This is a genomic window from Streptomyces sp. NPDC005931, assembly GCF_042871235.1.
Lineage (GTDB): Bacteria > Actinomycetota > Actinomycetes > Streptomycetales > Streptomycetaceae > Streptomyces.
In genome coordinates, this window is record NZ_JBIAIG010000014.1 from 108,701 (window position 1) to 131,559 (window position 22,859).

Annotated in this window: 15 protein-coding genes; 7 read left to right on the forward strand and 8 right to left on the reverse strand. The window is 71.9% G+C overall.

Features of this window, described 5'->3' with window-relative positions:
• Window positions 1-73: 73 nt before the first annotated feature.
• From ACFYOV_RS27420 to ACFYOV_RS27440, 5 genes are read right to left on the reverse strand one after another with little or no spacing between them, the layout of a single operon-like run.
• Window positions 74-1,093, reverse strand: a complete 1,020-nt coding sequence (locus ACFYOV_RS27420; RefSeq protein WP_389091900.1) for a Gfo/Idh/MocA family protein — start codon at window positions 1,091-1,093, stop codon at window positions 74-76.
• Window positions 1,094-1,117: 24 nt separating this feature from the next.
• Window positions 1,118-2,020, reverse strand: coding sequence for a sugar phosphate isomerase/epimerase family protein (locus tag ACFYOV_RS27425; RefSeq protein ID WP_389091902.1), 903 nt, complete (start codon window positions 2,018-2,020; stop codon window positions 1,118-1,120).
• A 1-nt stretch (window position 2,021) separates the two neighbouring features.
• A complete protein-coding gene (locus ACFYOV_RS27430; protein WP_389091904.1) occupies window positions 2,022-2,933 on the reverse strand; it encodes an ATP-binding cassette domain-containing protein in 912 nt (303 codons plus the stop codon).
• Between the two features lie 5 nt (window positions 2,934-2,938).
• The gene (locus ACFYOV_RS27435) at window positions 2,939-4,015 is read right to left on the reverse strand and encodes an ABC transporter permease (RefSeq protein WP_389091907.1); all 1,077 of its coding nucleotides are present in this window, start codon (window positions 4,013-4,015) and stop codon (window positions 2,939-2,941) included.
• On the reverse strand, window positions 4,015-5,034 hold the full coding sequence (locus ACFYOV_RS27440) for a sugar ABC transporter substrate-binding protein (protein WP_389091910.1): 1,020 nt from the start codon (window positions 5,032-5,034) through the stop codon (window positions 4,015-4,017). The genes ACFYOV_RS27435 and ACFYOV_RS27440 overlap by 1 nt, the downstream gene beginning before the upstream one ends.
• A 317-nt stretch (window positions 5,035-5,351) precedes the next feature.
• On the opposite strand from ACFYOV_RS27440, the gene iolC reads away from it, so the two are divergent.
• The 7 genes from iolC to ACFYOV_RS27475 all read left to right on the forward strand — a co-directional run bounded on the left by iolC (window position 5,352) and on the right by ACFYOV_RS27475 (window position 15,490).
• On the forward strand, window positions 5,352-6,341 hold the full coding sequence (gene iolC, locus ACFYOV_RS27445; RefSeq protein WP_389091912.1) for a 5-dehydro-2-deoxygluconokinase: 990 nt from the start codon (window positions 5,352-5,354) through the stop codon (window positions 6,339-6,341).
• A gap of 29 nt (window positions 6,342-6,370) precedes the next feature.
• Window positions 6,371-7,246: a deoxyribose-phosphate aldolase gene (locus tag ACFYOV_RS27450; RefSeq protein ID WP_389091914.1), complete on the forward strand. Its 876-nt coding sequence runs from the start codon at window positions 6,371-6,373 to the stop codon at window positions 7,244-7,246.
• A gap of 16 nt (window positions 7,247-7,262) precedes the next feature.
• Window positions 7,263-8,156: a 5-deoxy-glucuronate isomerase gene (gene iolB / locus ACFYOV_RS27455; RefSeq protein WP_389091917.1), complete on the forward strand. Its 894-nt coding sequence runs from the start codon at window positions 7,263-7,265 to the stop codon at window positions 8,154-8,156.
• Window positions 8,153-10,024 (forward strand): 3D-(3,5/4)-trihydroxycyclohexane-1,2-dione acylhydrolase (decyclizing), encoded by a 1,872-nt coding sequence (gene iolD / locus ACFYOV_RS27460; protein ID WP_389091918.1) that lies wholly within the window; start codon window positions 8,153-8,155, stop codon window positions 10,022-10,024. Before iolB ends, iolD begins: the two co-directional genes overlap by 4 nt.
• A gap of 117 nt (window positions 10,025-10,141) precedes the next feature.
• Window positions 10,142-10,927 (forward strand): GntR family transcriptional regulator, encoded by a 786-nt coding sequence (locus ACFYOV_RS27465; protein ID WP_389091921.1) that lies wholly within the window; start codon window positions 10,142-10,144, stop codon window positions 10,925-10,927.
• A 108-nt stretch (window positions 10,928-11,035) separates the two neighbouring features.
• A complete protein-coding gene (gene galE, locus ACFYOV_RS27470; protein ID WP_389091924.1) occupies window positions 11,036-12,106 on the forward strand; it encodes a UDP-glucose 4-epimerase GalE in 1,071 nt (356 codons plus the stop codon).
• A 255-nt stretch (window positions 12,107-12,361) separates the two neighbouring features.
• Entirely contained in the window at window positions 12,362-15,490 is a 3,129-nt protein-coding gene (locus tag ACFYOV_RS27475; protein WP_389091927.1) for an EAL domain-containing protein, read from the forward strand.
• A 20-nt stretch (window positions 15,491-15,510) separates the two neighbouring features.
• Here the strand turns inward: ACFYOV_RS27475 and ACFYOV_RS27480 are convergent, their stop codons facing one another.
• From ACFYOV_RS27480 to ACFYOV_RS27490, 3 genes are all read right to left on the reverse strand, one after another.
• Window positions 15,511-16,329, reverse strand: a complete 819-nt coding sequence (locus tag ACFYOV_RS27480) for a leucyl/phenylalanyl-tRNA--protein transferase (protein ID WP_389091930.1) — start codon at window positions 16,327-16,329, stop codon at window positions 15,511-15,513.
• Window positions 16,323-19,595 carry an amino acid adenylation domain-containing protein gene (locus ACFYOV_RS27485; RefSeq protein WP_389091932.1) on the reverse strand — a complete coding sequence of 1,091 codons (3,273 nt, stop codon included), beginning with the start codon at window positions 19,593-19,595 and terminating at the stop codon, window positions 16,323-16,325. The genes ACFYOV_RS27480 and ACFYOV_RS27485 overlap by 7 nt, the downstream gene beginning before the upstream one ends.
• A gap of 75 nt (window positions 19,596-19,670) precedes the next feature.
• A complete protein-coding gene (locus ACFYOV_RS27490; RefSeq protein WP_389091935.1) occupies window positions 19,671-22,811 on the reverse strand; it encodes an EAL domain-containing protein in 3,141 nt (1,046 codons plus the stop codon).
• Window positions 22,812-22,859 lie beyond the last annotated feature (48 nt).

The following is a 22,859-nucleotide window of genomic DNA, read 5'->3' on the forward strand; positions in this document are numbered from 1 at the left end:
CCCCACCCGGAAGGGGGCCCACCGGAAGCCGCCCCCACCCGGAAGGGGGCGGCCCCGTCCCAAGCCGTAGGGATCACCGGTACAGCGCGGGCTTCTCCACCAGGTCGACCTCGATCCGGCCGCCCTCCTCCAGCGCCCGTACGCCCGCCTCGCAGACGGCCGCCGCCGCGTAGCCGTCCCAGGTGCTCGGGCCCGTGACCTCGCCGCGGCGGGTGGCGTCGACCCAGGCACGGACCTCGTCGTCGTACGCCTGGGCGAACCGGTCGGTCCAGTCCTGGGCGATGGTGCCGCCCCAGCGCCCCGCCATGTTGGTGACCAGCGCGTGGCCGTCGCCGATGCGGGCGGTGCCGCGCTCGCAGACCATCTCCGCCTGGACCTGGTAACCGAAGCCGCAGTTGACGAAGATCTCGACGTCGGACAGGGCGCCCCCGTCGGTCTCCAGGAGCACGAACTGCGGGTCGCGCAGCCCGTCGGGGGCGCCCGCGGACGGGGCCGGGCGCAGCACCGTGACGGCGGTGATCTCGTGGCCGAGGAGCCACCGCGTGACGTCCACCTCATGCGCCACGGAGTCGCTGATCAGCATGGAGCTGGTGAAGAAGGGCGGGCTGGCCACGTTGCGGTGCCGGTTGTGCAGCATCAGGGGCCGGCCGAGCTGCCCGGTGGACAGCAGGGCCTTGAGGCGCACGTACTCGGTGTCGTAGCGGCGCATGAAGCCGACCTGGACGCGGCGGTGGCCGAGGGTCTGTTCGGCTTCCAGGACGCGCAGCGCTGAGGCCGCGTCGGGGGTGAGGGGCTTCTCGCACAGGACGGGCAGGTCGTGCTCGAACGCGGCGAGCAGAGCGGCCTCGTGGGCCGGTCCCGGGGAGGCGACGAGCACGGCGTCGACGTCGGCCGACGCCATCGCGGCGGCCGGGTCGGTGTGGGCGGCGCAGCCGTCGACGCCCGCGGCGACGGCCTTGGCCCGCTCCGCGTCGACGTCCACGACGGCGGCGACCCGCGCGCCGGCGACCACGCGGTCGATGCGGCGCACGTGGTCCGCGCCCATGCGGCCGGCTCCGATGACGGCGATGCCCAGTGGCGTGCGCCGGTTCATGGCTCTCGTTTCCCCTTCGGGTCGTCAGGCGCCGCAGGAGCGCAGGAACATGCGAGTGCGCACCGCGATCGGCAGCGGCTTGTCCGGCTCGCAGGGGTACATGTCCTGCTCGACGATGGCGAACAGGTCCACGCCCAGGTTCTGGGCGGCCGTGAGGACCGGCCCCAGTTCGGGCACGCCGGCGGGCGGTTCGCACATCACTCCGCGCTGCACGGCGGGGCCGAACGGGATCTCGTTCCTGACGACGTCGGCGAGGATGTCGGGGTCGACCTGCTTGAGGTGCAGATAGCCGATGCGTTCGCCGTAGGTCTCGATCAGCTTGACGCTGTCGCCCCCGCAGTAGGCGTAGTGCCCGGTGTCCAGGCAGAGGTTGACCAGGTCCCCGTCGGTGGAGTCGAGGAAGCGCTCGACGTGCTCTTCGGTGTCGATGTGGGTGTCCGCGTGCGGATGGACGACGATGTCCAGGCCGTAGGTCTCGCGCACCTCGTGGCCGAGCCGTTCCATGCCCTTGGTGAGGTGGCCCCACTGCTCGGTGGTGAGCTCCGGGGGCTCGAGGATCTCGGCGGTCCTGTCGTCGCGCCAGAAGGAGGGGATGACGACGAGGTGCCGCGCGCCCATGGCCCGGGTGAGCGCGGCGACCCGGCCGACCTGCTCCCAGGTGGCGTCCCACTCGGACGGGCCGCGGTGCAGGCCACAGAAGATGGTGCCGGCGGAGACCTTCAGGCCCCGCCGGTCCACCTCGTCGGTGAGGCGGGCCGGGTCGGTCGGGAGGTAGCCGTAGGGGCCGAGTTCGATCCAGGAGTAGCCGGCCTCGGCGACCTCGTCGAGGAAGCGCTGCCAGGGCACCTGTTGCGGGTCGTCGGGGAACCAGACGCCCCAGGAGTCGGGGGCGGAGCCGACCCGGATGCGGTCGAGCGCGACTGCCATGTCAGGACTTTCCTTCCGGGTTCGCCGCCACGGGTGCCTGGAGGTCGCCCTCCTCGGGGAGTTCCTCCACGTCGACGCCGCGGACCTGTGCCAGCTCGTGTTTCAGGGCGGCCAGTTCGGCGCCGCCGGCCATGTGGTTGGTCAGTTCCTCGAGGCCGACCTCGCTGCGGTCGGCGGACAGTTCCATGGTGCCCAGGCGCAGCACGCCGAAGTGGTCGCCGACCATGTAGGCGTGGTGCGGGTTGTGGGTGATGAAGATGACGCCGAGGCCGCGGTCGCGGGCCATGGCGATGTACTTCAGGACCACACCGGACTGTTTGACGCCGAGGGCGGCGGTGGGCTCGTCGAGGATGAGGACGCGGGCGCCGAAGTGGACGGCGCGGGCGATGGCGACGCACTGGCGCTGCCCGCCGGAGAGCGTGCCGATGGGCTGCTCGAGGTCGTCGAGGACGATGCCCATGTTGCGCAGTTCCTCGTCGGCGGTCTTCTTCATCCGCTCGATGTCGAGGCGCCGCAGCGGCCAGGGGCCCTTGGTGATCTCGGAGCCGAGGAAGAAGTTGCGCCACACCGGCATCAGCGGGACGACCGCAAGGTCCTGGTAGACGGTGGCGATGCCCCTGTCGAGGGCCTCGCGCGGGGTGCTGAAGCGCACCGGTTCGCCGTCGACGAGGAACTCGCCCTCGGTGTGCTGGTGCAGCCCCGAGACGATTTTGATGAGGGTGGACTTGCCGGCACCGTTGTCGCCGAGCACGCAGGTGACCTTGCCGGGGTGGACGGCGAGGTCGACGCCGTGCAGGGCGCGGATGTTGCCGTAGGACTTGCCGGCCCGGCGCAGTTCGACGAGGGGGCGGTCCCCCTCGGGCGCGGTGTCCTCTAGGACGGCCCCGTGGGTGCCGGTCGTGTGGTCGGTCATTGCGGTCACCTCCGGGTCGCGGTGCGCTGGACCCACAGATTGATGAGGACGGCGCCGAGCAGCATCACGCCGAGGAAGGCCTTGAACCAGTCCGGGTTCCAGCCGGCGTAGACGATGCCCTGCTGGACCATGCCGAACATGAAGGCACCGAAGACCGGGCCGATCGCCGAGCCGTAGCCGCCGGTCAGCAGACATCCGCCGATCACCGCGGCGGCGATGTAGATGAGTTCCTGACCCACGCCCTCGCCGGACTGCACGGTGTTGAAGGAGAACAGGTTGTGCATGCCGACGAACCAGGCGCCGAATCCGACCAGCATGAACAGCGAGACCTTGGTGAAGGTGACGGGGACGCCGACCGCGCGGGCGCTCTCCTTGTTGCCGCCGACCGCGAAGATCCAGTTGCCGTACTTGGTGCGCAGCAGCACCCAGGTGGCGAGGGCGGCGAAGACCAGCCACCACACCACGGTGATCTTCACCTGGACGCCCGCCACCTCGAAGGTGGAGGCGAAGATCGCCCTGGCCTGGTCGAAGCCGTCCATGTCGCTGATGTCGTCGGTGGCGACGTTGCCGGTGACCAGCTTGGTGACCGCGAGGTTGGCGCCCTGGAGGATCAGGAAGGTGCCGAGGGTGACCAGGAAGCTGGGCAACCCGGTCCTGACCAGCATCCAGCCGTTGAACATGCCGACGCCGAGGGACACCACCAGGGCGACCACCACGCCCACCCACACGTTCAGGGTGAGCTGGTAGCTGAGCATGCTCGCGGTGAGCGCCGAGGTCACGACTGCGACGCCGGCCGACAGGTCGAACTCGCCGCCGATCATCAGCAGGGCCACGGGCAGGGCCATGATCCCGATGGTCGACGACTGGTACAGGATGTTCGCCATGGAACTGCCGTCGCGCACCGGCGGGGCGGCGAACAGGAAGAACACCAGGACGGCCACGGCACCGAGGAAGACGCCCACCTCCGGCCGGGCGAGCAGGCGCAGCACGAGCGGGCGACGCACGGTCCGGCCGTCGGTCTGCTTCGGGCCGGGGGCCGGCGGTGAGCCCACCGCCGGCTCAGCCTGTTGGGTCATGCTCATCACCGCGTGCCCTTCGCGGCGTACTCGGAGACCGCGTCGACGTTGGACTTGTCGACGAACGCCGGGCCGGTCAGCACGGGCTGCTCACCGCCGCCGCTGTAGTTGCCGTTGTTCTTGTAGAGCCACAGACCGTCGATGGCGAGGTAGCCCTGGAGGTAGGGCTGCTGGTCGACGGCGAACTGGATGGTGCCGCCCTGGATCGCCTTGGTCAGTTCCTTGTTGAGGTCGAAGGTGGCGACCTTCGCCTTGCTGCCGGCGTCGGCCACCGACTGCACCGCGGTCAGCGCGAAGGGGGCGCCGAGCGTGGCGATGTAATCGATGGAGGAGTCCTGCTTCAGCTTCGCGGTGATCGTCGACTTCACCGACGGCATGTCGGTGCCGTTGACGTTGAGGACCTGGGTCTTGCCCTCGAAGGTCTTCTTCACCCCGTCGCAGCGCTGGGTGAGGCCGATGTTGCCCTGCTCCTGGATGACGCAGACGGCGTTCTTGGCGCCGACCTCGTTGAGTTTCTTGCCGAACGCCTCGCCCGCGACGGTCTCGTCCTGGCCGAAGAACTCCAGCAGGCCCAGGTCCTTCCAGTCGCTGACCCCGGAGTTGAGGCCGACGACGGGGATGCCGGCCGCCTCGGCCTTGCCTATGACGCCCTTGAGCGCGTCCGGCTTGGCGAGGGTGACGGCGATGCCGTCGACCTTCTGGTCGATCGCGTTCTGCACCAGGTTGGCCTGGTTGCCCGCGTTCGGGTCGGCGGAGTAGACGAGCTTGACGTTGTCCTTGGCCGCCGCGGCCTCGGCGCCCTTGCGGACGATGTCCCAGAAGGTGTCGCCGGGCGACTGGTGGGTGACCAGGGCGATCGTCATGCGCGGCGTGTTCGCCCTGCCCGCGGAGGCGTCGGCTCCGCCTTCCTCGGCCTTCTTGCCGCCGGAACCGCTGGAGCAGCCGGCGAGGGTCAGGGCGGCCGCCGCGGCCACGGCGACGAACGGCGCGATTCTGCGGGAGCGGGGGTGAGAAGAGCGGTCCATCGTTCCTGCACCTCACTGTGCTACGCGGGGAAAGGGCGGTGTCCGAGGATCCGGGCCCGGAGCCTCGGGAAGTCCGGGGGTGTGTGCCGTGGGAACGGCTTGTGTGCTGGGACGGGATCCAATCCCTTGCCGCGCCCCCTGTCAATACTTTGTTAAGACATCATTTCACAAGCAGGTCCGAATGTAAGTACAAACTATTGACATCGCCGCCCCCGGAGACCTACACCTGAGAGGCGGCAGGTCCCTGCTTTCCACGTCCCCACCGTGGCAGGGCGCCCTGGGACCCGCATCCCCAGCAGCTCGAGGAGCGTCGCTCAATGGCCGACTCACCACAGTATTTCGACCTGATCACGATGGGACGCATCGGGGTCGATCTTTACCCGCTGCAGACGGGCGTGCCCCTGTCGCGGGTCGAGACGTTCGGGAAGTTCCTGGGCGGATCGGCCGCGAACGTGGCGGTCGCCGCGGCGCGCCTGGGACGCTCCGCGGCGGTGATCACCCGGACCGGGGACGATCCGTTCGGGGTCTACCTGCACGAAGCCCTCAAGGACTTCGGGGTGGACGACCGCTGGGTGGCTCCGGTCGCCGCCTACCCCACACCGGTCACCTTCTGCGAGATCTTCCCGCCGGACGACTTCCCCCTGTACTTCTACCGGCGGCCCAAGGCCCCCGACATGGAGATCCGCGCCGACGAACTGGACCTGGCCGCCGTCCGCGCGGCGGGGATCTTCTGGGTCACCGGCACCGGTCTGAGCGAGGAGCCGAGCCGATCGGCCACCCTCGCCGCGCTCGAGGCCCGCGCCAAGGCCGGCACGACCGTCCTCGACCTGGACTGGCGGCCGATGTTCTGGCGCGACCCGGACCAGGCCCGCCCGTACTACGCGCAGGCGCTGCGGCACGCCACCGTGGCGGTCGGCAACCTCGACGAGTGCGAGGTCGCCACCGGGGTGCGCGAGCCGGCGGCCTGCGCCGAGGCGCTGCTGGCGGCGGGTGTGGAGCTGGCGGTGGTCAAGCAGGGCCCGCGGGGCGTGCTCGCGGTACACCGCGACGGCACCCGGGCCGAGGCGCCGCCGGTGCCGGTCGAGGTGGTCAACGGCCTCGGCGCCGGTGACGCCTTCGGCGGTTCCCTCTGCCACGGCCTGCTCTCCGGCTGGGACCTGGCGCGGACCGTACGCCACGCCAACGCGGCCGGTGCACTGGTCGCCTCGCGCCTGGCGTGCTCGTCCGCGATGCCGACCCGGGCGGAGATCGCCGACCTCCTGGCGGGGACCGCCCCGTCCGACGCGACGAGCCGGCCGAGCCGGTGACCCCGAACGGCCCGAACGGAGCCCTTTCCTTGCGACCCAGCATCCGCGACCTCCCCACGGTGCGCGCCCGCACCCCCGAGGCCGTCGCCGAGGCGGCCGCCCGCCGGGCGCGCCGGCCGCTGCTCGGCGACAGCGGCCGGCTGATGATCGTGGCCGCCGACCATCCGGCCCGGGGCGCGCTCGCCGTCGGCGACCGGCGCCTGGCCATGGCCAACCGCGCCGACCTGCTCGAACGCCTGTGCATCGCGCTGTCCCGGCCCGGCGTCGACGGGGTGCTGGCCACCGCCGACGTCCTGGAGGACCTGCTGCTGCTGGGGGTGCTGGAGAACAAGGTCGTCATGGGCTCGATGAACCGCGGCGGCCTGGCCGGGGCCGCCTTCGAGATGGACGACCGCTTCACCGGCCACCGCGCCGAGGACATCGAACGGCTCGGCTTCGACGCGGGCAAGCTGCTGGTCCGCATCGACTACGACGACCCCGGCTCCCTCACCACGCTGGAGTCCACCGCCCGCGCCGTCGACGCCATGGCCGCACGCCGGCTGCCCGTGTTCGTGGAGCCGTTCATCTCGCGCCGCGTCGACGGCCAGGTGCGCAACGACCTGTCCGCCGAGGCCGTCACCCGGTCCATCGCCATCGCCTCCGGCCTCGGCGGCACCTCCGCCTACACCTGGCTGAAGCTCCCGGTCACCGACGACGCCGACGCCATGGAGGAGGTGCTGCAGACGTCGACCCTGCCGGTCGTGCTGCTGGGCGGCGAGGTCACCGACCAGGAGGGAGCCTACGAGAGGTGGCGCAAGGCGCTGCGGCTGCCCTCCGTCCAGGGTCTGGTCGTCGGCCGCTCGCTGCTCTACCCCGTCGTGGGCAGCGTGGAGACGGCGGTGGACACAGCCGTCGGGCTCCTCTGATCCGAAAGGGACACGCATGAGGCATCACCTCCCCGCGGGCAAGGCCACGGCCGGGCCCTACCTCGTCGAGGTCACACCCGAGAAGGCGGGCTGGGGTCACTCGAGCCTGCGGATCCTCCAGCTGCCGCCGGGCGGTTCCCACACCTTCGACACCGGGGACAGCGAGTGGATCGTGCTGCCCCTGAGCGGCGCCTGCACGGTCACCGCCGACGACGACTTCGGCCACGACGAGTTCCGGCTGACCGGCCGCAGCGGCGTGTTCGACGGCGTCACCGACTTCGCCTACGTGCCGCGCGACGCCCGCGCGAGCCTGGCGTCCCCCGGCGGCGGACGGTTCGCGCTCACCGGCGCCCGCTGCACCCGCCGGCTGCCCGCCCGCCACGGCCCGGCCTCCGGCGTCCCCGTCGAGCTGCGCGGCACCGGCGCCTGCTCCCGCCAGGTCAACAACTTCGGCGCCGCCGGGGTGTTCGAGTGCGACAGGCTGATCGCGGTCGAGGTCGTCACCCCGGGCGGCAACTGGTCGTCGTTCCCGCCGCACAAGCACGACGAGAACCGGCCGGGCGAGGAGTCGGTCCTGGAGGAGATCTACTACTTCGAGTTCGCCGCCCACCAGGGCACTCCCGGCCTCGGCTACCAGCGGGTCTCCCCCTCCGGCCCGGGCCGGGAGACGAACGTGCTGGCCGAGGTCCGCGACGGTGACGTGGTGCTCATCCCGGACGGCTGGCACGGACCGTCCATGGCCGTGCCGGGCCACCACATGTACTACCTCAACGTCATGGCCGGCCCCGGGGCCGAGCGCGCCTGGCTGATCTGCGACCACCCCGACCACGCCTGGATCCGCGACACCTGGGCGCAGCAGCCGGTCGACCCCCGACTCCCCCTCTACACCGCACCGGAGAGGTCCCTATGAGCGCCACCACCCGACGACTGACGACCGCCCAGGCACTGGTCCGGTTCCTCGCCGCCCAGTACAGCGAGCGCGACGGCGTGCGCCACCGGCTGATCGCGGGCACGTGGGGCATCTTCGGGCACGGGAACGTGGCCGGCGTCGGCCAGGCCCTCGTCGAGTACGCCCACGTGATGCCCTACCACCAGGGCCGCAACGAGCAGTCCATGGTGCACGCGGCCGTCGGCCACGCCCGCCAGCTCAACCGCCTCTCCGCCCAGGCGGTGACGACGTCGATCGGCCCCGGCGCGACCAACCTGGTCACCGGCGCCGCCCTCGCCACCGTCAACCGCCTCCCGGTTCTGCTGCTGCCCGGCGACTACTTCGCCTCGCACCCCGCCGACCCGCTGCTCCAGCAGCTCGAGCATCCGGTCGAGGCCGACGTCTCGGTCAACGACACGCTGCGCCCGGTCTCCCGCTACTTCGACCGTGTCACCCGCCCGGAGGCGCTGATCACGTCCGCGCTCCACGCGATGCGCGTGCTCGCCGACCCGGCCGAGACCGGCGCCGTCACCCTCGCCCTCCCCCAGGACGTGCAGGCGGAGGCGTACGACTGGCCGGAGGAGTTCTTCGCCGAGCGCGTCTGGCACGTGCGCCGCCCCGCGCCGGACCCGGCCGAGCTGACGGCGGCCGTCGCGGCCGTGCGCGCCGCGCGGCGCCCCCTGATCGTCGCGGGCGGCGGGGTCCACCACAGCGAGGCGGAGGAGGCGCTGAGGGCCTTCGTCGACGCCACCGGCATCCCGGTCGCCTCCACCCAGGCCGGCAAGGGTTCCCTGCGCCACGACCACCCGGCCGACCTCGGCGGCATCGGCCACACCGGCACCGCGGTGAGCGACGAACTCGCCCGCACCGCCGACCTGGTGATCGGCGTCGGCACCCGCCACACCGACTTCACCACCGCCTCGGGCACCCTCTTCCAGAACCCGGACGTGCGCTTCCTCAACCTCAACATCACCGGCTTCGACGCGCACAAGCTGGCGGCGCGCACCCTGGTCTGCGACGCGCGCACGGGTCTGGAGCAGCTCACGGCGGCCCTGGCCGGGCACCGGGTGGACGAGGCGTACGCAGCCGAGTACCGCGCCGGCAAGGAGCGCTGGGAGCGGGTCGTCGAGGCCGCCTACCGTGCCGACGACGACACCGCCGTACCGACCCAGACCCAGGTGCTCGGCGCGCTCGACGCGGTCGTGGGCGACGAGGACGTGGTGATCAACGCGGCCGGTTCGCTCCCCGGCGACCTGCACAAGCTGTGGCGTGCGCGCAGCCCGCGCCAGTACCACCTGGAGTACGGCTACTCGTGCATGGGCTACGAGATCCCGGCCGCCCTCGGCGTCCAGCAGGCCGCGCCCGGCACACCGGTGTGGGCCCTGGTCGGCGACGGCACCTATCTGATGATGCCGACGGAGATCGTCACCGCCGTCCAGGAGCGGCTGCCCGTCAAGGTCGTCCTGGTCCAGAACCACGGGTACGCCTCCATCGGCGGCCTGTCGGAGTCGGTGGGCGCCGAGCGGTTCGGCACCGCCTACCGCCACCGTGCCGAGGACGGCACGTTCACCGGCGCTCCGCTCCCCGTCGACCTCGCCGCCAACGCGGCCAGCCTCGGCATGGACGTGCTGCGCGCGAAGACCGTGCGGGAACTGCGGAACGCCCTGGCCGAGGCACGCACGTCACAGCGTCCGACGTGCGTGTACGTCGAGACCGATCCGGCGCCCACCGCTCCTGCGGCCCAGGCGTGGTGGGACGTGCCGGTGGCCGAGGTGGCCTGCCGGGAGGCCGCGGTGCGGGCACGCGAGGAGTACGACTCCCGTGTTGCCGGGCGCCGCCGGCACCTGTGAACCCGCCGACCGCGGGCCGCCGCCGTCCGCATCCCGGCGCCCGGCCGGCGCTGCGGCTCCCGAAGGCCCCGTTCCCATCCAGGAGACCGGCCACGCCCTCGACAGGGAGGTACGTCCATGGCGAAGAGCGGTCACCCCGCACGTGCCGTGCCCGGACCCGCGCTCGGCGCACCGGACTTCGCCCTGGACCGGGGCAGTCCGGTGCCGCTGTACCACCAGCTGGCCCAGCAGCTGGAGGCCGCCATCGAGCGCGGTGACCTTGCTCGGGGCCGGCTCCTGGGCAACGAGGTGGACCTGGCCGTACGCCTCGGCCTGTCCCGCCCCACCGTCCGCCAGGCCATCCGGTCGCTCGTCGACAAGGGCCTGCTGGTCCGGCGGCGGGGGGTGGGCACCCAGGTGGTGCACAGCCAGGTCAGGCGGCCGCTGGAGCTGAGCAGCCTCCACGACGACCTGGAGGCGGCCGGACAGGGCCCGGGCACGCGGGTCGTGCGCCTCGAGTCGGTGCCGGCGCCCGCCGACGTGGCCGCGGCGCTCGGCCTGGCGGAGGGGTCCGAGGTCGTCCTCCTGGAGCGTCTGCGGTGCACCCACGGCCGGCCGGTCGCCCTGATGTGCAACCACCTCCCGTCCGGACTGCTGGACCTGGACGGTGCCCGTCTGGAGTCGACGGGCCTGTACCGGGTGATGCGCGCGGCGGGCATCACCCTGCACAGCGCGCGCCAGACCGTCGGTGCCCGCTCGGCCACCGCCGAGGAGGCGGCCCGGCTGGACGAGGAGGAGGGCGCCGCCCTGCTCACCATGCAGCGCACGGCGTACGACGACACGGGCCGGGCGGTGGAGTACGGCACGCACGTCTACCGGGCGTCGCGGTACGCCTTCGACTTCCGGCTGCTGGTCGGGCCGTGATCCCGCGGGGGCGAGGGAGGTGGGTGGCCGATCGGGATTGACTACGGGGATGCCAGAGGCGCAGAGTCGTACATATACGTCGTAAGCATACGACGGGAGCCCGGGTCCATGAGCCAACCGTCCACAGTCCTGATCACCGGTGGGGCCGGTTTCATCGGCAGCCATGCGTGCGTGGAACTGCTCGACCACGGCTACGAGGTGATCGTGGTGGACGACTACTCCAACAGCACGCCGCAGGTCTTCACCCGCGTGGAGCGGATCGCCCGCCGCTTCGTGGGCGCCGTCTACGAGCTGGACATCCTTAACCGGCAGGCCCTGTCCGCCGTCTTCGACCGGCACACGGTCGACGCGGTCCTCCACTTCGCCTCCCTGAAGTCCGTGACGGGATCGACGGGCAGACCCGTCGAGTACTACGACACGAACGTGGGCGGCATGACGGGGCTGCTGCGGGCCATGCAGGAGCACGGCGTGCACCGGCTCGTCTACTCCTCGTCCTGCTCCGTGTACGGCGACGCCGGCGGGGGGCCGCTCGACGAATCCGTCCCGGCCCGCCCCACCAATCCCTATGCCGCCTCGAAGTGGACCTGCGAGCAGATCCTCGCCGACGTGTGCCGCCGGCGGCCCGAGTACACCGTGCTGTGCCTGCGGTACTCCAACCCGGTCGGCGCCCACCCCAGCGGACTGCTCGGGGAGGACCCGCGCGCGACGCCCGACAGCCTCATGCGGTACCTGGCACAGGTTGCCGTCGGCCGACGGGACCGGCTGAGCGTGTACGGCGGCGACTACCCCACACCCGACGGGACCCCGGTCCGCGACTACGTCCACGTCATGGACGCCGTCGACGCGCACCGTGTGGCCCTCGACCACTTCGCCGACGCCCCGGGCATGCACGTCTACAACCTCGGGCGGGGCCGCGGCAGTTCGGTCCTGGACGTGGTCCGGATGTTCTCCCGGACCTGCGGCAGGTCCATTCCGTACGAGATCGCGCCGCGCCGCCCCGGGGACGTCCCCGAACTCGTCGCCGACTCCTCCGCCGTGCGGCGCGCCTGGGGCTGGCGCCCCCTGCGGGACCTCGCGGACATGTGCCGGGACGCCTGGCGCTTCGAGCGGTTCAATCCGCACGGCTACGCGGACTCCGCCCGGCGGCCGACGCCCGACGGACGAGGAGCGTCCCGGTGATCCGTGGCCGTGGGTGAACGATCCGCGACGGCCCCTCACCGGGCCCGGCGCGACCGGTCCCGCGTCGCGTGCGCGGCGCCACCGGCAGGTCCTACGGGCGGCGCGACCTGCGATCCGTCTGCCCGACGGGCGGCACGACATGCGACGCGCCCCCGGTCGTGCCTACGATCGGACAGGAAATGCCAAGTGGCGCATACACCGACTTCGGTCCGTACCGATTAGGGGTGCTTGCCCTTGTCGTCGGCCCACCGCCTCATGACCGCACAGCTCGTGACGGCCGGGATTCTCACCGGCACGTACCTGGCCGTCCAGGAGCTGCGGGGGCCGCTGTGGGCCCTGATCGCCCTGGCGGGTGCCGCCGGCATCGTGACCGGTACGCGTCTGCACCGGCCCGCGCACCGCTGGCCGTGGTGGCTTCTCGCCGCCGGGCTGCTGGTCTCCGGCGCGGGCGGGACCTACGACCAGGTACGGGAGACGTACGCCCACGCGGTGCCCGCCTTCCCGTCCCCGGCCGACGTCTCCTCCCTGATCGTGTACGCCCTCCTGATCGCGGGGCTGTCCGGCCTGGTGCGCTACCGCTTCATGGGCCGCGACCGGCCCGGCCTGCTCGACGCGCTCGTCATCACGTCCGGGCTCGTCCTGCCGGTGTGGGTCCACCTGGTGCAGCCCCTGGCCCGGTTCGGGGAACTCACCTGGCAGCAGAGCGCGATCGGCATCGCCCGGCCCCTCGGGGGCGTCGTGGTACTGGCCCTCCTGGTCCGGCTGCTCGCCGCCGGACGTGAGGGCGGCGGCCCCCTCCGCGCCGTGCAACTGCTCGCGGTGGGCACGGGCGCGATGCTCTCCTGCGACATCGCCCGGGGGATCCTGCGGCTCAACGACGCGGGAGAGGGGGGCGCGCTGCTGGATCTCGGCTGGATCGTCTTCGCCACGGCCTGCGGGCTGGCCGCACTGCACCCCTCCATGACGGAACTGACCGCCCCGGGGTCGCCGTCCCCGTCGCTGTTCCCACCCTGGCACCGGCTTCTGCTGCTCACGGTGGCCACGCTGGTGCCCCCCGCCGTGCTGGTCCACGAGGAGAGCGTGGGCAACGCACACGAGGCGACGGTGCTGGCCGTACTCTCGGCCGTGCTGTTCGTGCTGGTGATCCTGCGCCTCGCGGTGATGGTCGTCGCGCACCGCAGGGCCGTGGCGCGTGAACAGGCACTGCGCACGGCGGCCGCCTCCCTGATGCAGGCGTTCTGGCCGGAGGAGATCGCGCGGGCCTGCGACACGGCGGTCACCGCGCTGTTCGGACCGAACGTCCGGCACGCCACCAGGGTGCTCTCGGCCCAGCAGGCCGAGGACCTGTACACGCGTCTCAGCGGTGACCAGCCGGAACGCGGCGGACGGGCGGACTGCCTCGCCCGGCACCGTGCCCTCGTCGTGCCCGTCGCGGCGCTGGGGCCGGACCTCTCCGGGCAGTTCGCGGACGTCCCGGCCGTTCTGCTGTGTCCCATGGTCCGGCCCGGGCGTCCGGCCGGGACGGAGACCTCGGGCGTGCTGCTGGCCGGGGGCCCCGTGCGGCAACTCGCCGAGATGCGCGGCTCGCTGGAGATCCTGGCCTCGCACGCGGGTCTGGTGACGGAACGCATCGCGCTGCGGCGGGAGATCACCCGCAAGGAGAGCGAGGCGTACTTCCGCACCCTGGTGCACAACGCCTCCGACGTCATCCTCATCGTCGACGACGACACCACCGTCCGCTACGCCAGTCCGTCCGCGCGCGCCGTGTTCGGCAGCACCGAGCCGGTCGGGACGGAGCTGAGGGCGCTGGTGGCTCCCCCGGACCGCCACCGGGTGACCCGGACCCTGACCGCCCTGCTGCGCGAAGGACGGCAGGAGGTGCACGACCACTGGTGGGTCGAGCGCGGCTCCGAGAGCCTGGAGGTGGATGTGCACTGCCGTGACCTGCGCCATGACCGGACCGTGGGCGGTCTCGTGGTCACCCTGCGGGACGTCACCGAGCAACGGCGGCTGGAGCACGAACTCACCCAGCGTGCCTTCCACGACTCCCTGACCGGTCTGCCCAACCGGACGCTGCTGCTGGAGCGGACCGAACGGGCGTTGCTGCGCGGCCGGCGGGAGTCGTCCATCACGTGCATGCTCTTCATCGACCTGGACGACTTCAAGATCGTCAACGACACGCTCGGGCACAAGGCCGGCGACGGGTTGCTGTGCGCCGTGGCGGAGCGCCTGTCGGAAACGCTGCGCCGTACCGACACGGCGGCGCGGCTCGGAGGTGACGAGTTCGCCGTGCTGATGGAGGACGCCAAGCAGCCCCTGGACTCGGAGTTGCTGGCGGCGCAGGTGATCCAGACGCTGAACCGGCCGTTCCAGCTGCCGGAGGCCACGGTCGCGGTATCCGCCAGCGTCGGGGTGGCCACCGCGCAGGACACCACGGACGCCCACGAACTCCTGGCGCTGGCCGATCTGGCCCTGTACGCCGCGAAGGCCGCCGGAAAGCGGCAGTGGCGCCGGTTCGAGCCCCAGCAGCGGGTCCGGATGGTCGAGCGCCACGATCTGAAGGCGCAGCTGGACGGAGCGATCACGCGTGAGGAGTTCACCCTGTGCTACCAGCCCGTCGTGGACATCGCCGCCGGTGACGTCGTGGGCTTCGAGGCGCTGGCCCGCTGGCCGCACCTGCCCACCGGCCCCGTCCCTCCGGGCCGGTTCATCCCGCTGGCCGAGGAGTCCGGGCACATCTCGACGCTGGGGGCGTGGGTGCTGCACCGCGCCACGGCCGACATCGCCCGGCTGCAGCGCCGGGTCCCGCTCGCCGCGCCGCCGTACCTCAGCGTCAACGTGTCCGCCCGGCAGTGGCGGGACATGACCTTCCTGGACGAGGTGTGCACGGCCCTGGACAACGCCGGGCTGGCCCCTGGCACGCTGCAACTGGAACTCACCGAGTCGGTGCTCATGAAGCGGACCGACCAGATCGACGCGGTCATCCGCGAACTCAAGGACGTCGGAGTGCGCATCGCGATCGACGACTTCGGAACCGGGTACGCCTCGCTGCGCTATCTGCGGGACTTCCCGATCGACGTGCTGAAGATCGACAAGACGTTCATCGACGGCATCCCGGGGGACTCCCAGCAGGTGGCCCTGGTCGAGGCGATCCTCCGGCTCGCCGACACCCTCGGGCTGCAGGTGATCGCCGAGGGCATCGAGGAGCAGGAACAGCGGGAACTGCTCGCCGCCATCGGCTGCCGGTTCGGACAGGGGTACCTGTTCGCCCGGCCGATGACGGTGGAGGAGGGGGAGGCGGTGCTGCGGCGGAGCGCGCGTGGCGACGTCCGGGCGCCCTTCCCGGACTCCGCCGCCGAGGAGCACGGCCGGCCGCACCGATGAGGCGGTGCGGCCGGTGACGACTACCGCGGCCCACGGGGCAGGCGGTCGTCGGGAGGGACCGGACGGGCGAGCCGCCGGGCGGGCAGGTCGGCCCCGGGTATCGGGGAGCTGTCGGGCCCCGTGCCCCGGAGGTGGCGCACGTACTGCTCCCGCGGCAGCGGGGTGCAGCCCAGGGCGCGGACGTGCGGGCTGTCGCGCTGGGCGTCGAGCAGCAGACCACCGGCCTGCGCGAAGCGCGCCGCGAGGTCGTGCACCGCGACCTTGGAGGCTTCGGGGCGGCGGAAGAACATCGAGTCCATGCTGAACACCCGTCCGACACGGAGACCGAAGACGCCACCGATCAGTTCGCCCTCCTCCCACACCTCGACACTGTGCGCATGGCCCCGTTCGTGCAGGCCGACCAGACCGGCGATCAGCTCCTCGGTGAGCCACTGGGGGGCGCGGCCGGCGCGGCATTCCCGGACGACCTGCTCGAACCGCCGGTCGCCACTGGTCGACCACGGCAGCCGATTGCGCAGCCGCCGGGCGAGGCTCCGGCTGAGGTGTGCCGACGAGACGGGCAGCACGGGCCGGGGGTCCGGGGACCACCACGAGACGGTGTAGGGGTCGGCCGGCTCCCCCTCCCCCACGATCGGGATGCGGCCTTCCCGGACCTGGTCGGCGTAGAGCACCTCGTTGAGGGTGCGCGCGTACTCGTCGGGCGCCGGGAACGGATAGACCCCGGCGCGGTACGCCGCCAGCAGGCCGGCGGGACTGAGGTCGGCGCAGAAGGCCACCGGGCCGTCGGGGGCTGCCTCCGTCAGGTCCAGCGCCTCCCAGCCGGGGCACCGGATCACCACCGGGCCGCCCCTTGGCCGTGGCCGCGCACCGGTCGGACGGGGGCGGCCTGCTCGAGGAAGGCGATGTGGCCGTCCAGCATCTCCGCGTCCACCGGCGGGATGTCGATCCCGGTGCCCCTCAGCGCCCGCTCCGCGTTGGTGCGGGTGAACTCGGGGAAGACGCCCTGGAAGTACATCTCGCTCACGGTGATGTCGGCGCCGTGGCACCGGTCGATGAAGAGCGGCACGAACGGGGTGATCGGGTCGGTGGGGTGCCCGGCCGCGTAGGTCACCAGAGCGGCGATCCACTCGTCGTACGGGAGTTCCCGGATCGGGTGGCCCCGCCGCCGCAGGCGTTCGGCGAGCGAGTGCAGCAGCGCGGGACGGGGGTTGGTGAGGTGGTAGACCTCACCGCGCGCAGGGTGGTGGGTGGAGATGTGCCCGATGGCGCGGACGAGGTGGTCGGCCGGCAGGAAGTCGAGCGGCAGCCGGACGTCGGGGCACAGCCCGGTCCGCGCGATGAAGTCGATGAGGGCGGCCATCTCGCTGCCGGTGTTCATCACGCCGGTGCCGCTGGTGCCCGTGATGTCCATCAGCCGGTACAGGGCGACCGGCAGACCGGCGTCGGACGCCCTCTTCAGCAGGGCCTCGCCGACCCATTTGGACTCCACATACCCCACCGACAGGTATTCCGGGTGGCTCAGCGGCATGTCCTCCGTCACCTCCCGTACCCCGGCCGGCCCCCATCCGGCGAGCACCGCCATGCTGGAGGTGAAGTGGACGGGGACGGATCTCGCCGCGGCGAGGCGGATGACCTCGTAGGTCCCCTCGACGTTGGCCGCGCGCAGGTCGTGGTACGGGTAGATGAAGTTGACCTGGCCACCGAAGTGGTACACGGCGTCGACGGTCGCCCCGAGCTCCTCGAACCGGCTCGGGGACAGGCCCAGTCCGGGCTTGCCCAGGTCGCCGACGACCGGCTGCACGCGCCCGCTGGACAGTTCGCCGAGCACGTACCGCCGGTGGCTCGCGCGGATCCGCTCCATGCCGTGGTGGTCGTCTGAGGCCCGCACCAGGCAGAGGACCCGTCCGGTCGTCCGGCGCAGCAGCTCGTCGATCATGTACGCGCCGCAGAAGCCCGTCGCCCCGGTGAGGAGGACGTCACCGGGGCGCGCCGGGTCGGGAGCCGGCGCGCCCCGGCCGACGGCCGGGAGGGGCCGACCGGTCTCGGCGGGGAAGTCGACGTTCCCGCCGCCCGGGTGGGCGAGGGTGCCCGCACGCGCCTGGCGCACCGACTCGGCGAACGCGGCGAGCGTCGGGTATCTGAGCAGGGACCGGGTCAGGTCGCGGATCTGCTCCACGCCGATGCCGAACATGACGCGGGTCCGCGCCAGCATCTCCATGGCCAGCAGCGAGTTGCCGCCCAGTTCGAAGAAGTCGTCCTGCGGACGGACGTAGTCGACCTCCAGGATCTGCCCCCACAGCTGGGCCATCCCCTGCGGCACCGGACGCTCGTCGGGGCCGGACGTCGACGCCGTGGCCGCGGACGCCGGTACGGCCCTGCGGTCGAGCTTCCCGCTCGGCGTGACGGGCAGCCGCTCGACCGCGTGGAAGGCCACCGGGATCATGTAGTGCGGCAGCGCCTCGGCGAGCGCGGACCGCAGCCGTGCGCGCAGCGCCGCCTCGCCGCCGGTCCGGGGCGTGGTCGGCGTGACGTAGGCGACGAGGTCCCGGTTGCCGTCCTCCCGCGGCCGGGCCACCACCATCGCCTGGGCGATCTCCGGGCGGGAGACGAGCGCGGCCTCGATCTCGGCCGGGTCGACCCGGAACCCGCGGATCTTCATCTGGTCGTCGACGCGCCCCAGGACCTCCAGGTTGCCGTCCGGGCGCCACCGGCCCAGATCGCCGGTGCGGTACATCCGCTCCCCCGGGGCGGCGTGGTGCGGGTCCGGCACGAACTGCTCTGCGGTCAGGGAGGGGTGCCCCCGCACACCGCGTGCCAGGCCCGGGCCGCCGAGGTAGATCTCGCCACGCTCGCCCGGCGCCACCGGGCGCAGGTCGGCGTCGAGCACGTGGACGCGGGTCCCCTCCAGGGCCCTTCCGACGGGGGCGACGGCGGTGTCGGGCGCGGAGAGCACGTCCTCGGTGAGGTCGCAGAGGGTGGAGGTGATGGTGGTCTCGGTGAGCCCGTAGGCGTTGACCACCCTGGTGCCGGGGATCCGGCGCAGCAGGGCACGGCAGTCCTTGGCGGTGACGATCTCACCGCCGACGATGGCGAGCCTCAGCGATGCCAGGCTCGCGAAGCGGTCCGGGACGGAGAGGACCCGTTGCCAGTAGGCCGGGGTCAGGTCGGCGACGGTGATCCCGTGCTCCGGCAGGCGGTGCAGCAGATCGACGGGCGCCCACGTCCGCGTGCCCGCGAGGACGACCGTCGCGCCGCTGATCAACGGGGCGAAGATCTGCTCCAGCGAAGTGTCGGAGCCGAGCGCCGCGGCGTGCAGCACCCGGTCGTCCGGGGTCAGCCGGTAGGCACGGGCCACAGCGGTGAGGGAGTGGGCCAGCGACCGGTGGCTGATCATCACTCCCTTGGGCGGTCCGGTGGATCCGGAGGTGTACATCACGTAGGCGAGGTCGTCGGGCCGGGGGCGATGCGCCGAACCCGGTCCCCCCGGCGGCACGTGGGGTTCCCCCGCGTCGACGAACCGTGCAGGGCACTCGGCGAACAGCGGCGCGTGTTCCCGGCTCGAGACGATGAGGCGGGAGCCCGTCTCCGCGACCAGTCCGGTGATCCGCTGCCGCGGACTCTGCGGGTCGAGCGGCAGGAACGCGCCGCCGGAATTCAGTACCGCCAGGAGCGCGACGACCAGTTCGGGTGTGCGGTCCAGGCACACGGTGACCACGGACTCGGTGCCGGCGCCCGAGGCGCGCAACTGGTTGGCGAGCCGGTCGGCGCGGCCGGTGAGCTCGGCGTAGCTGAGCCGGCCCTCGTCCGACAGCACCGCGAGAGCGGACGGATCGTGCCGGGCCCGCTCCCGGACCAGTTCCGGGACGGTGCCCGTCCCGGGCACGGCTTCGGCGGTCCGCGCGGTGCGGGCGCTCGCGGGACGCATGTCGGTCCACAGCCGCTCGACCAGGTCCGCGCACGCCGCCGGCGGGGCCGGTTCGCCGACCTGGCGCCATCCGGGCGGAATGCGGCGCTCGGCGGGCCAGAGGGCGTACTGGTTTTCGTCGTTGCGCAGTACGACGTGGAGCCGGGGCGACGCGGCCGACCGGTGTTCACGTTCCGTCACCTTGGGTCTCCTGCCTCGCGGGGCGTCCTACGGAGCAGGACGCCCCGCGACCCTCGTGGTGGAGGGCCGCCGCCATCACCTCTTCCCCTCCGCGGGCGTCCCGGGAAATCCGGCGAGACGGCCGAGCGGCGCCGAGAAGACGAGATGTTCCGCCTCCTCGGCGCCGACCGGCTCGGCGAAGAGGTACCCCTGACCGAACCGACAGCCCATGGAGATCAGCAACTCCTGCTGCCTGACGTTCTCCACTCCTTCGGCGATCACCGTGAGTCCGAGTGTGTCCGCGAGATGGGTGATGCCCTCGACCAGGGCGTACTGCTCGGGCGAGCGCCCGAGTTTGTCCACGAACGACTTGTCGATCTTCAGTATCGAGATCGGGAACTCCCGCAGATAACTCAGCGACGAGTAGCCCGTTCCGAAGTCGTCGATCGCGATACGGATGCCGAGGTCGGTGAGCGCACCCATTTCGGCCAGGATACGTTCGTCGTTGAACATCAGCACACTCTCGGTCAGTTCCAGTACCAGAGAGGACGGTTGGATGCCGGAGAGATCCAGGGCCCGCCGGATCACGTCGGAGAACTGCTCGTCCCGGAACTGACGTGGCGACACGTTCACGCTGACGTAGGGCGCCGGGCGCTCCGGCGTCCCGCCCCGCAGGACGGAGCCCTCCCACCGGACCGCCTCGGTGGCTGCCTGGTCGAGCACCCAGGCGCCGAGCGGGACGATCTGCCCGCTCTCCTCGGCCAGGGTGATGAACTGCTCCGGCAGCACCATGCCGCGGGTGGAGTGGGGCCAGCGGACGAGCGCCTCGAAGCCGGCGATCCGCCCGCTGGTCAGCTCGATGATCGGTTGGTAGAGCACCATGAACGACGTCTCGATGGACGAACTGTCCAGGCCCTCCTGGAGTTTGGCCCGCTCGGCCATGCCGCTCTGCAGGTCCGGGTGGTAGCGGCGCCACTGGCGCTTGCCCGCCGTCTTCGCCGCGTACAGCGCGAGATCGGCGTGGGTGAGCAGTTCGACGGAGTCGATGCTGTCGTCCGTGGTGGCCACGCCGACGCTGGCGTACGCGCTCAGCGGTCCCACACTGAGCCGGAAGGGTTCGGCGAACACGCTCAACACGTGTTCGGTGAAACGCTCGACGCCCTCGGGTGTGACGGAGCCCTCCACCAGGAGGGCGAACTCGTCACCGCCGATGCGCGCGACGGTGTCGGAGGCGCGGACCGCGGTCTGCAGCCGGAGGGAGAGCGCGACCAGGAGTTCGTCGCCCACGCTGTGACCGTGTATGTCGTTGACGACCTTGAAGTTGTCGACGTCGAGGAAGAGCACGCCGACCACCGTGCCGTCGCGCTGGGCCTGCACGAGGGCGTGACTGACCCGTTCCTGGAAGAGCACGCGGTTGGCCAGACCGGTGAGCGAGTCGTGGAACGCCTGGTGGGTCAGCTCGCGTTCGAGCTTGCGCTGTTCGGTCACGTCCCGCAGGGTGAGCACCACTCCGCCGACGGTCGCCTCCGTGCGCAGGTCGCTCCACCGCACCTCCACCTCGATGGACGCCCGGTCGGAGCGGATCATGCTCCAGTGCTCCCGGTTGCCCTGGTACTCGCCGCGCCGTATCCGGCCGAGCGTTTCGACCACGGCACGGCTGTCCTGCGGAGGCACCAGATCGACGAGGTGAGTGCCCTCCAGGTCGGCGATGCCCAGCATCTGGGCCGCGGAGGGGCTGGCGTAGCGGACCCGGTCCTCCTCGTCGAGGATCAGGATGACGTCGGAGGCGTTCTGCACCAGGGTGCGGAAGTAGGACTCGCTCCGGCGCCGGTTGACCTCCTCGGTGAGGGCGAGACGCGTCATCGTCAGCGCCGCCTGGGCGGCGAGCGTCGCCAGCGTGTCGCGGAGCACGAGCAGTTCCGGTTCCTGCCCGGCGACGATCAGCGCCCCGATCACCGCGTCGCCCGAGGGGTGGTCCTGCGAGGCGAGCGGGCAGATCAAAGCGTGGTCGGCCCGGGGCCGTTCCTTGTCCCGGTCCACGAGCTGGGTGACGAGGTCGGGCCCCAGCGCGTCCAGCGCCACCAGCCGGCTCTCGCCGGAGGCGGCCAGTTCCCGTACGGCCGCGCTTCCCCGAGCGGACACCGGCCCCTGGGCGCCGTGGTGCGCCCCGTTCAGCCAGAGCATGTTCTCCGGCAGGGTGAGCAACGCGGAACGCGGCGGGCCGTGCACCGACATCAGCTCCGTCACCGCGGTGTGGACGGCGGCGGTCACGTCCCGCAGGCCGCTCGCCCCGCCCAGCGACGACACCGCGATGCGCAGCACCTTCTCCCGGCCGACCGCCCTGCGGTGCGTGGCCACCACGCCCGCGAGGCGGTAGAGCACGAGGGCGAAGAGGACCGCGGAGAACGCTCCGATCACCCCGGTGTTGGCCTCCACGCCGCGCACCGCGTCGATCAGCAGGATGGTCGGCGCGATCAGCGACGCCACGGTGAGCAGGCTCAGCCAGCCCGGACTGGTCTCGCCGCGCCGCGCCGCCGGCCGGGTCAGCGACGGCATGGACGGGTGGAGCGCGGCGGCCGCCCAGGCGCCGTACAGGACGGCCCAGCCGAGATCGACCACGGTTCCGGTGCGCCAGGTCCCGTTCAGCTGAATCAGGCCGTAGGCCACGTCGGCAGTGAGCAGGCCGACGGTGCCCACGGTGAGCAGCACGAGCGAGGGACTTCTGCCGGTACGGCTGGCGAGCAGCCGGAGCAGCATCGCCAGCACGAGGATGTCGCCCAGCGGATAGGCGATGGAGAAGGCCTTCTGCACCCAGGTGAGGCCCGCGATGCGGGCGTACGGCTCGATGAGGAAGATCCATGACAGCAGGGCCATGCCCACGGTCAGCGTCAGCGCGTCGATGAGGCTCGCGTGGTCGCGCCAGCTCGTGCGCCAGCGCACGAAGCCCAGCAGTCCGGCCGCGTACAACGGATACGCCACGAGATAGAAGCCGTCGGCGATCGACGGAAACACGTACTCCTCGTGGAATTGGATAAGGACAATCTGTGCTGCCTGACCGGAGGCGAAGGCGAAATTCCCCGCGGCAAGCAGCAGCCACGGAAGCCGGTGCGCCGGGCGGTTGATGAGGACGCCCAGGAGAATGCCGACGACGCCGGTCGCTCCAATGGCGACGAAAATCAGCCGCTGGGTCGGAAAAACGTAGTAGAACACGGTCAGTACGACGATGCACGTGCTCACGACGGCCGTCGCGGCAGGGCTTCGCACAGGGGCGTTCACCCAGACTCA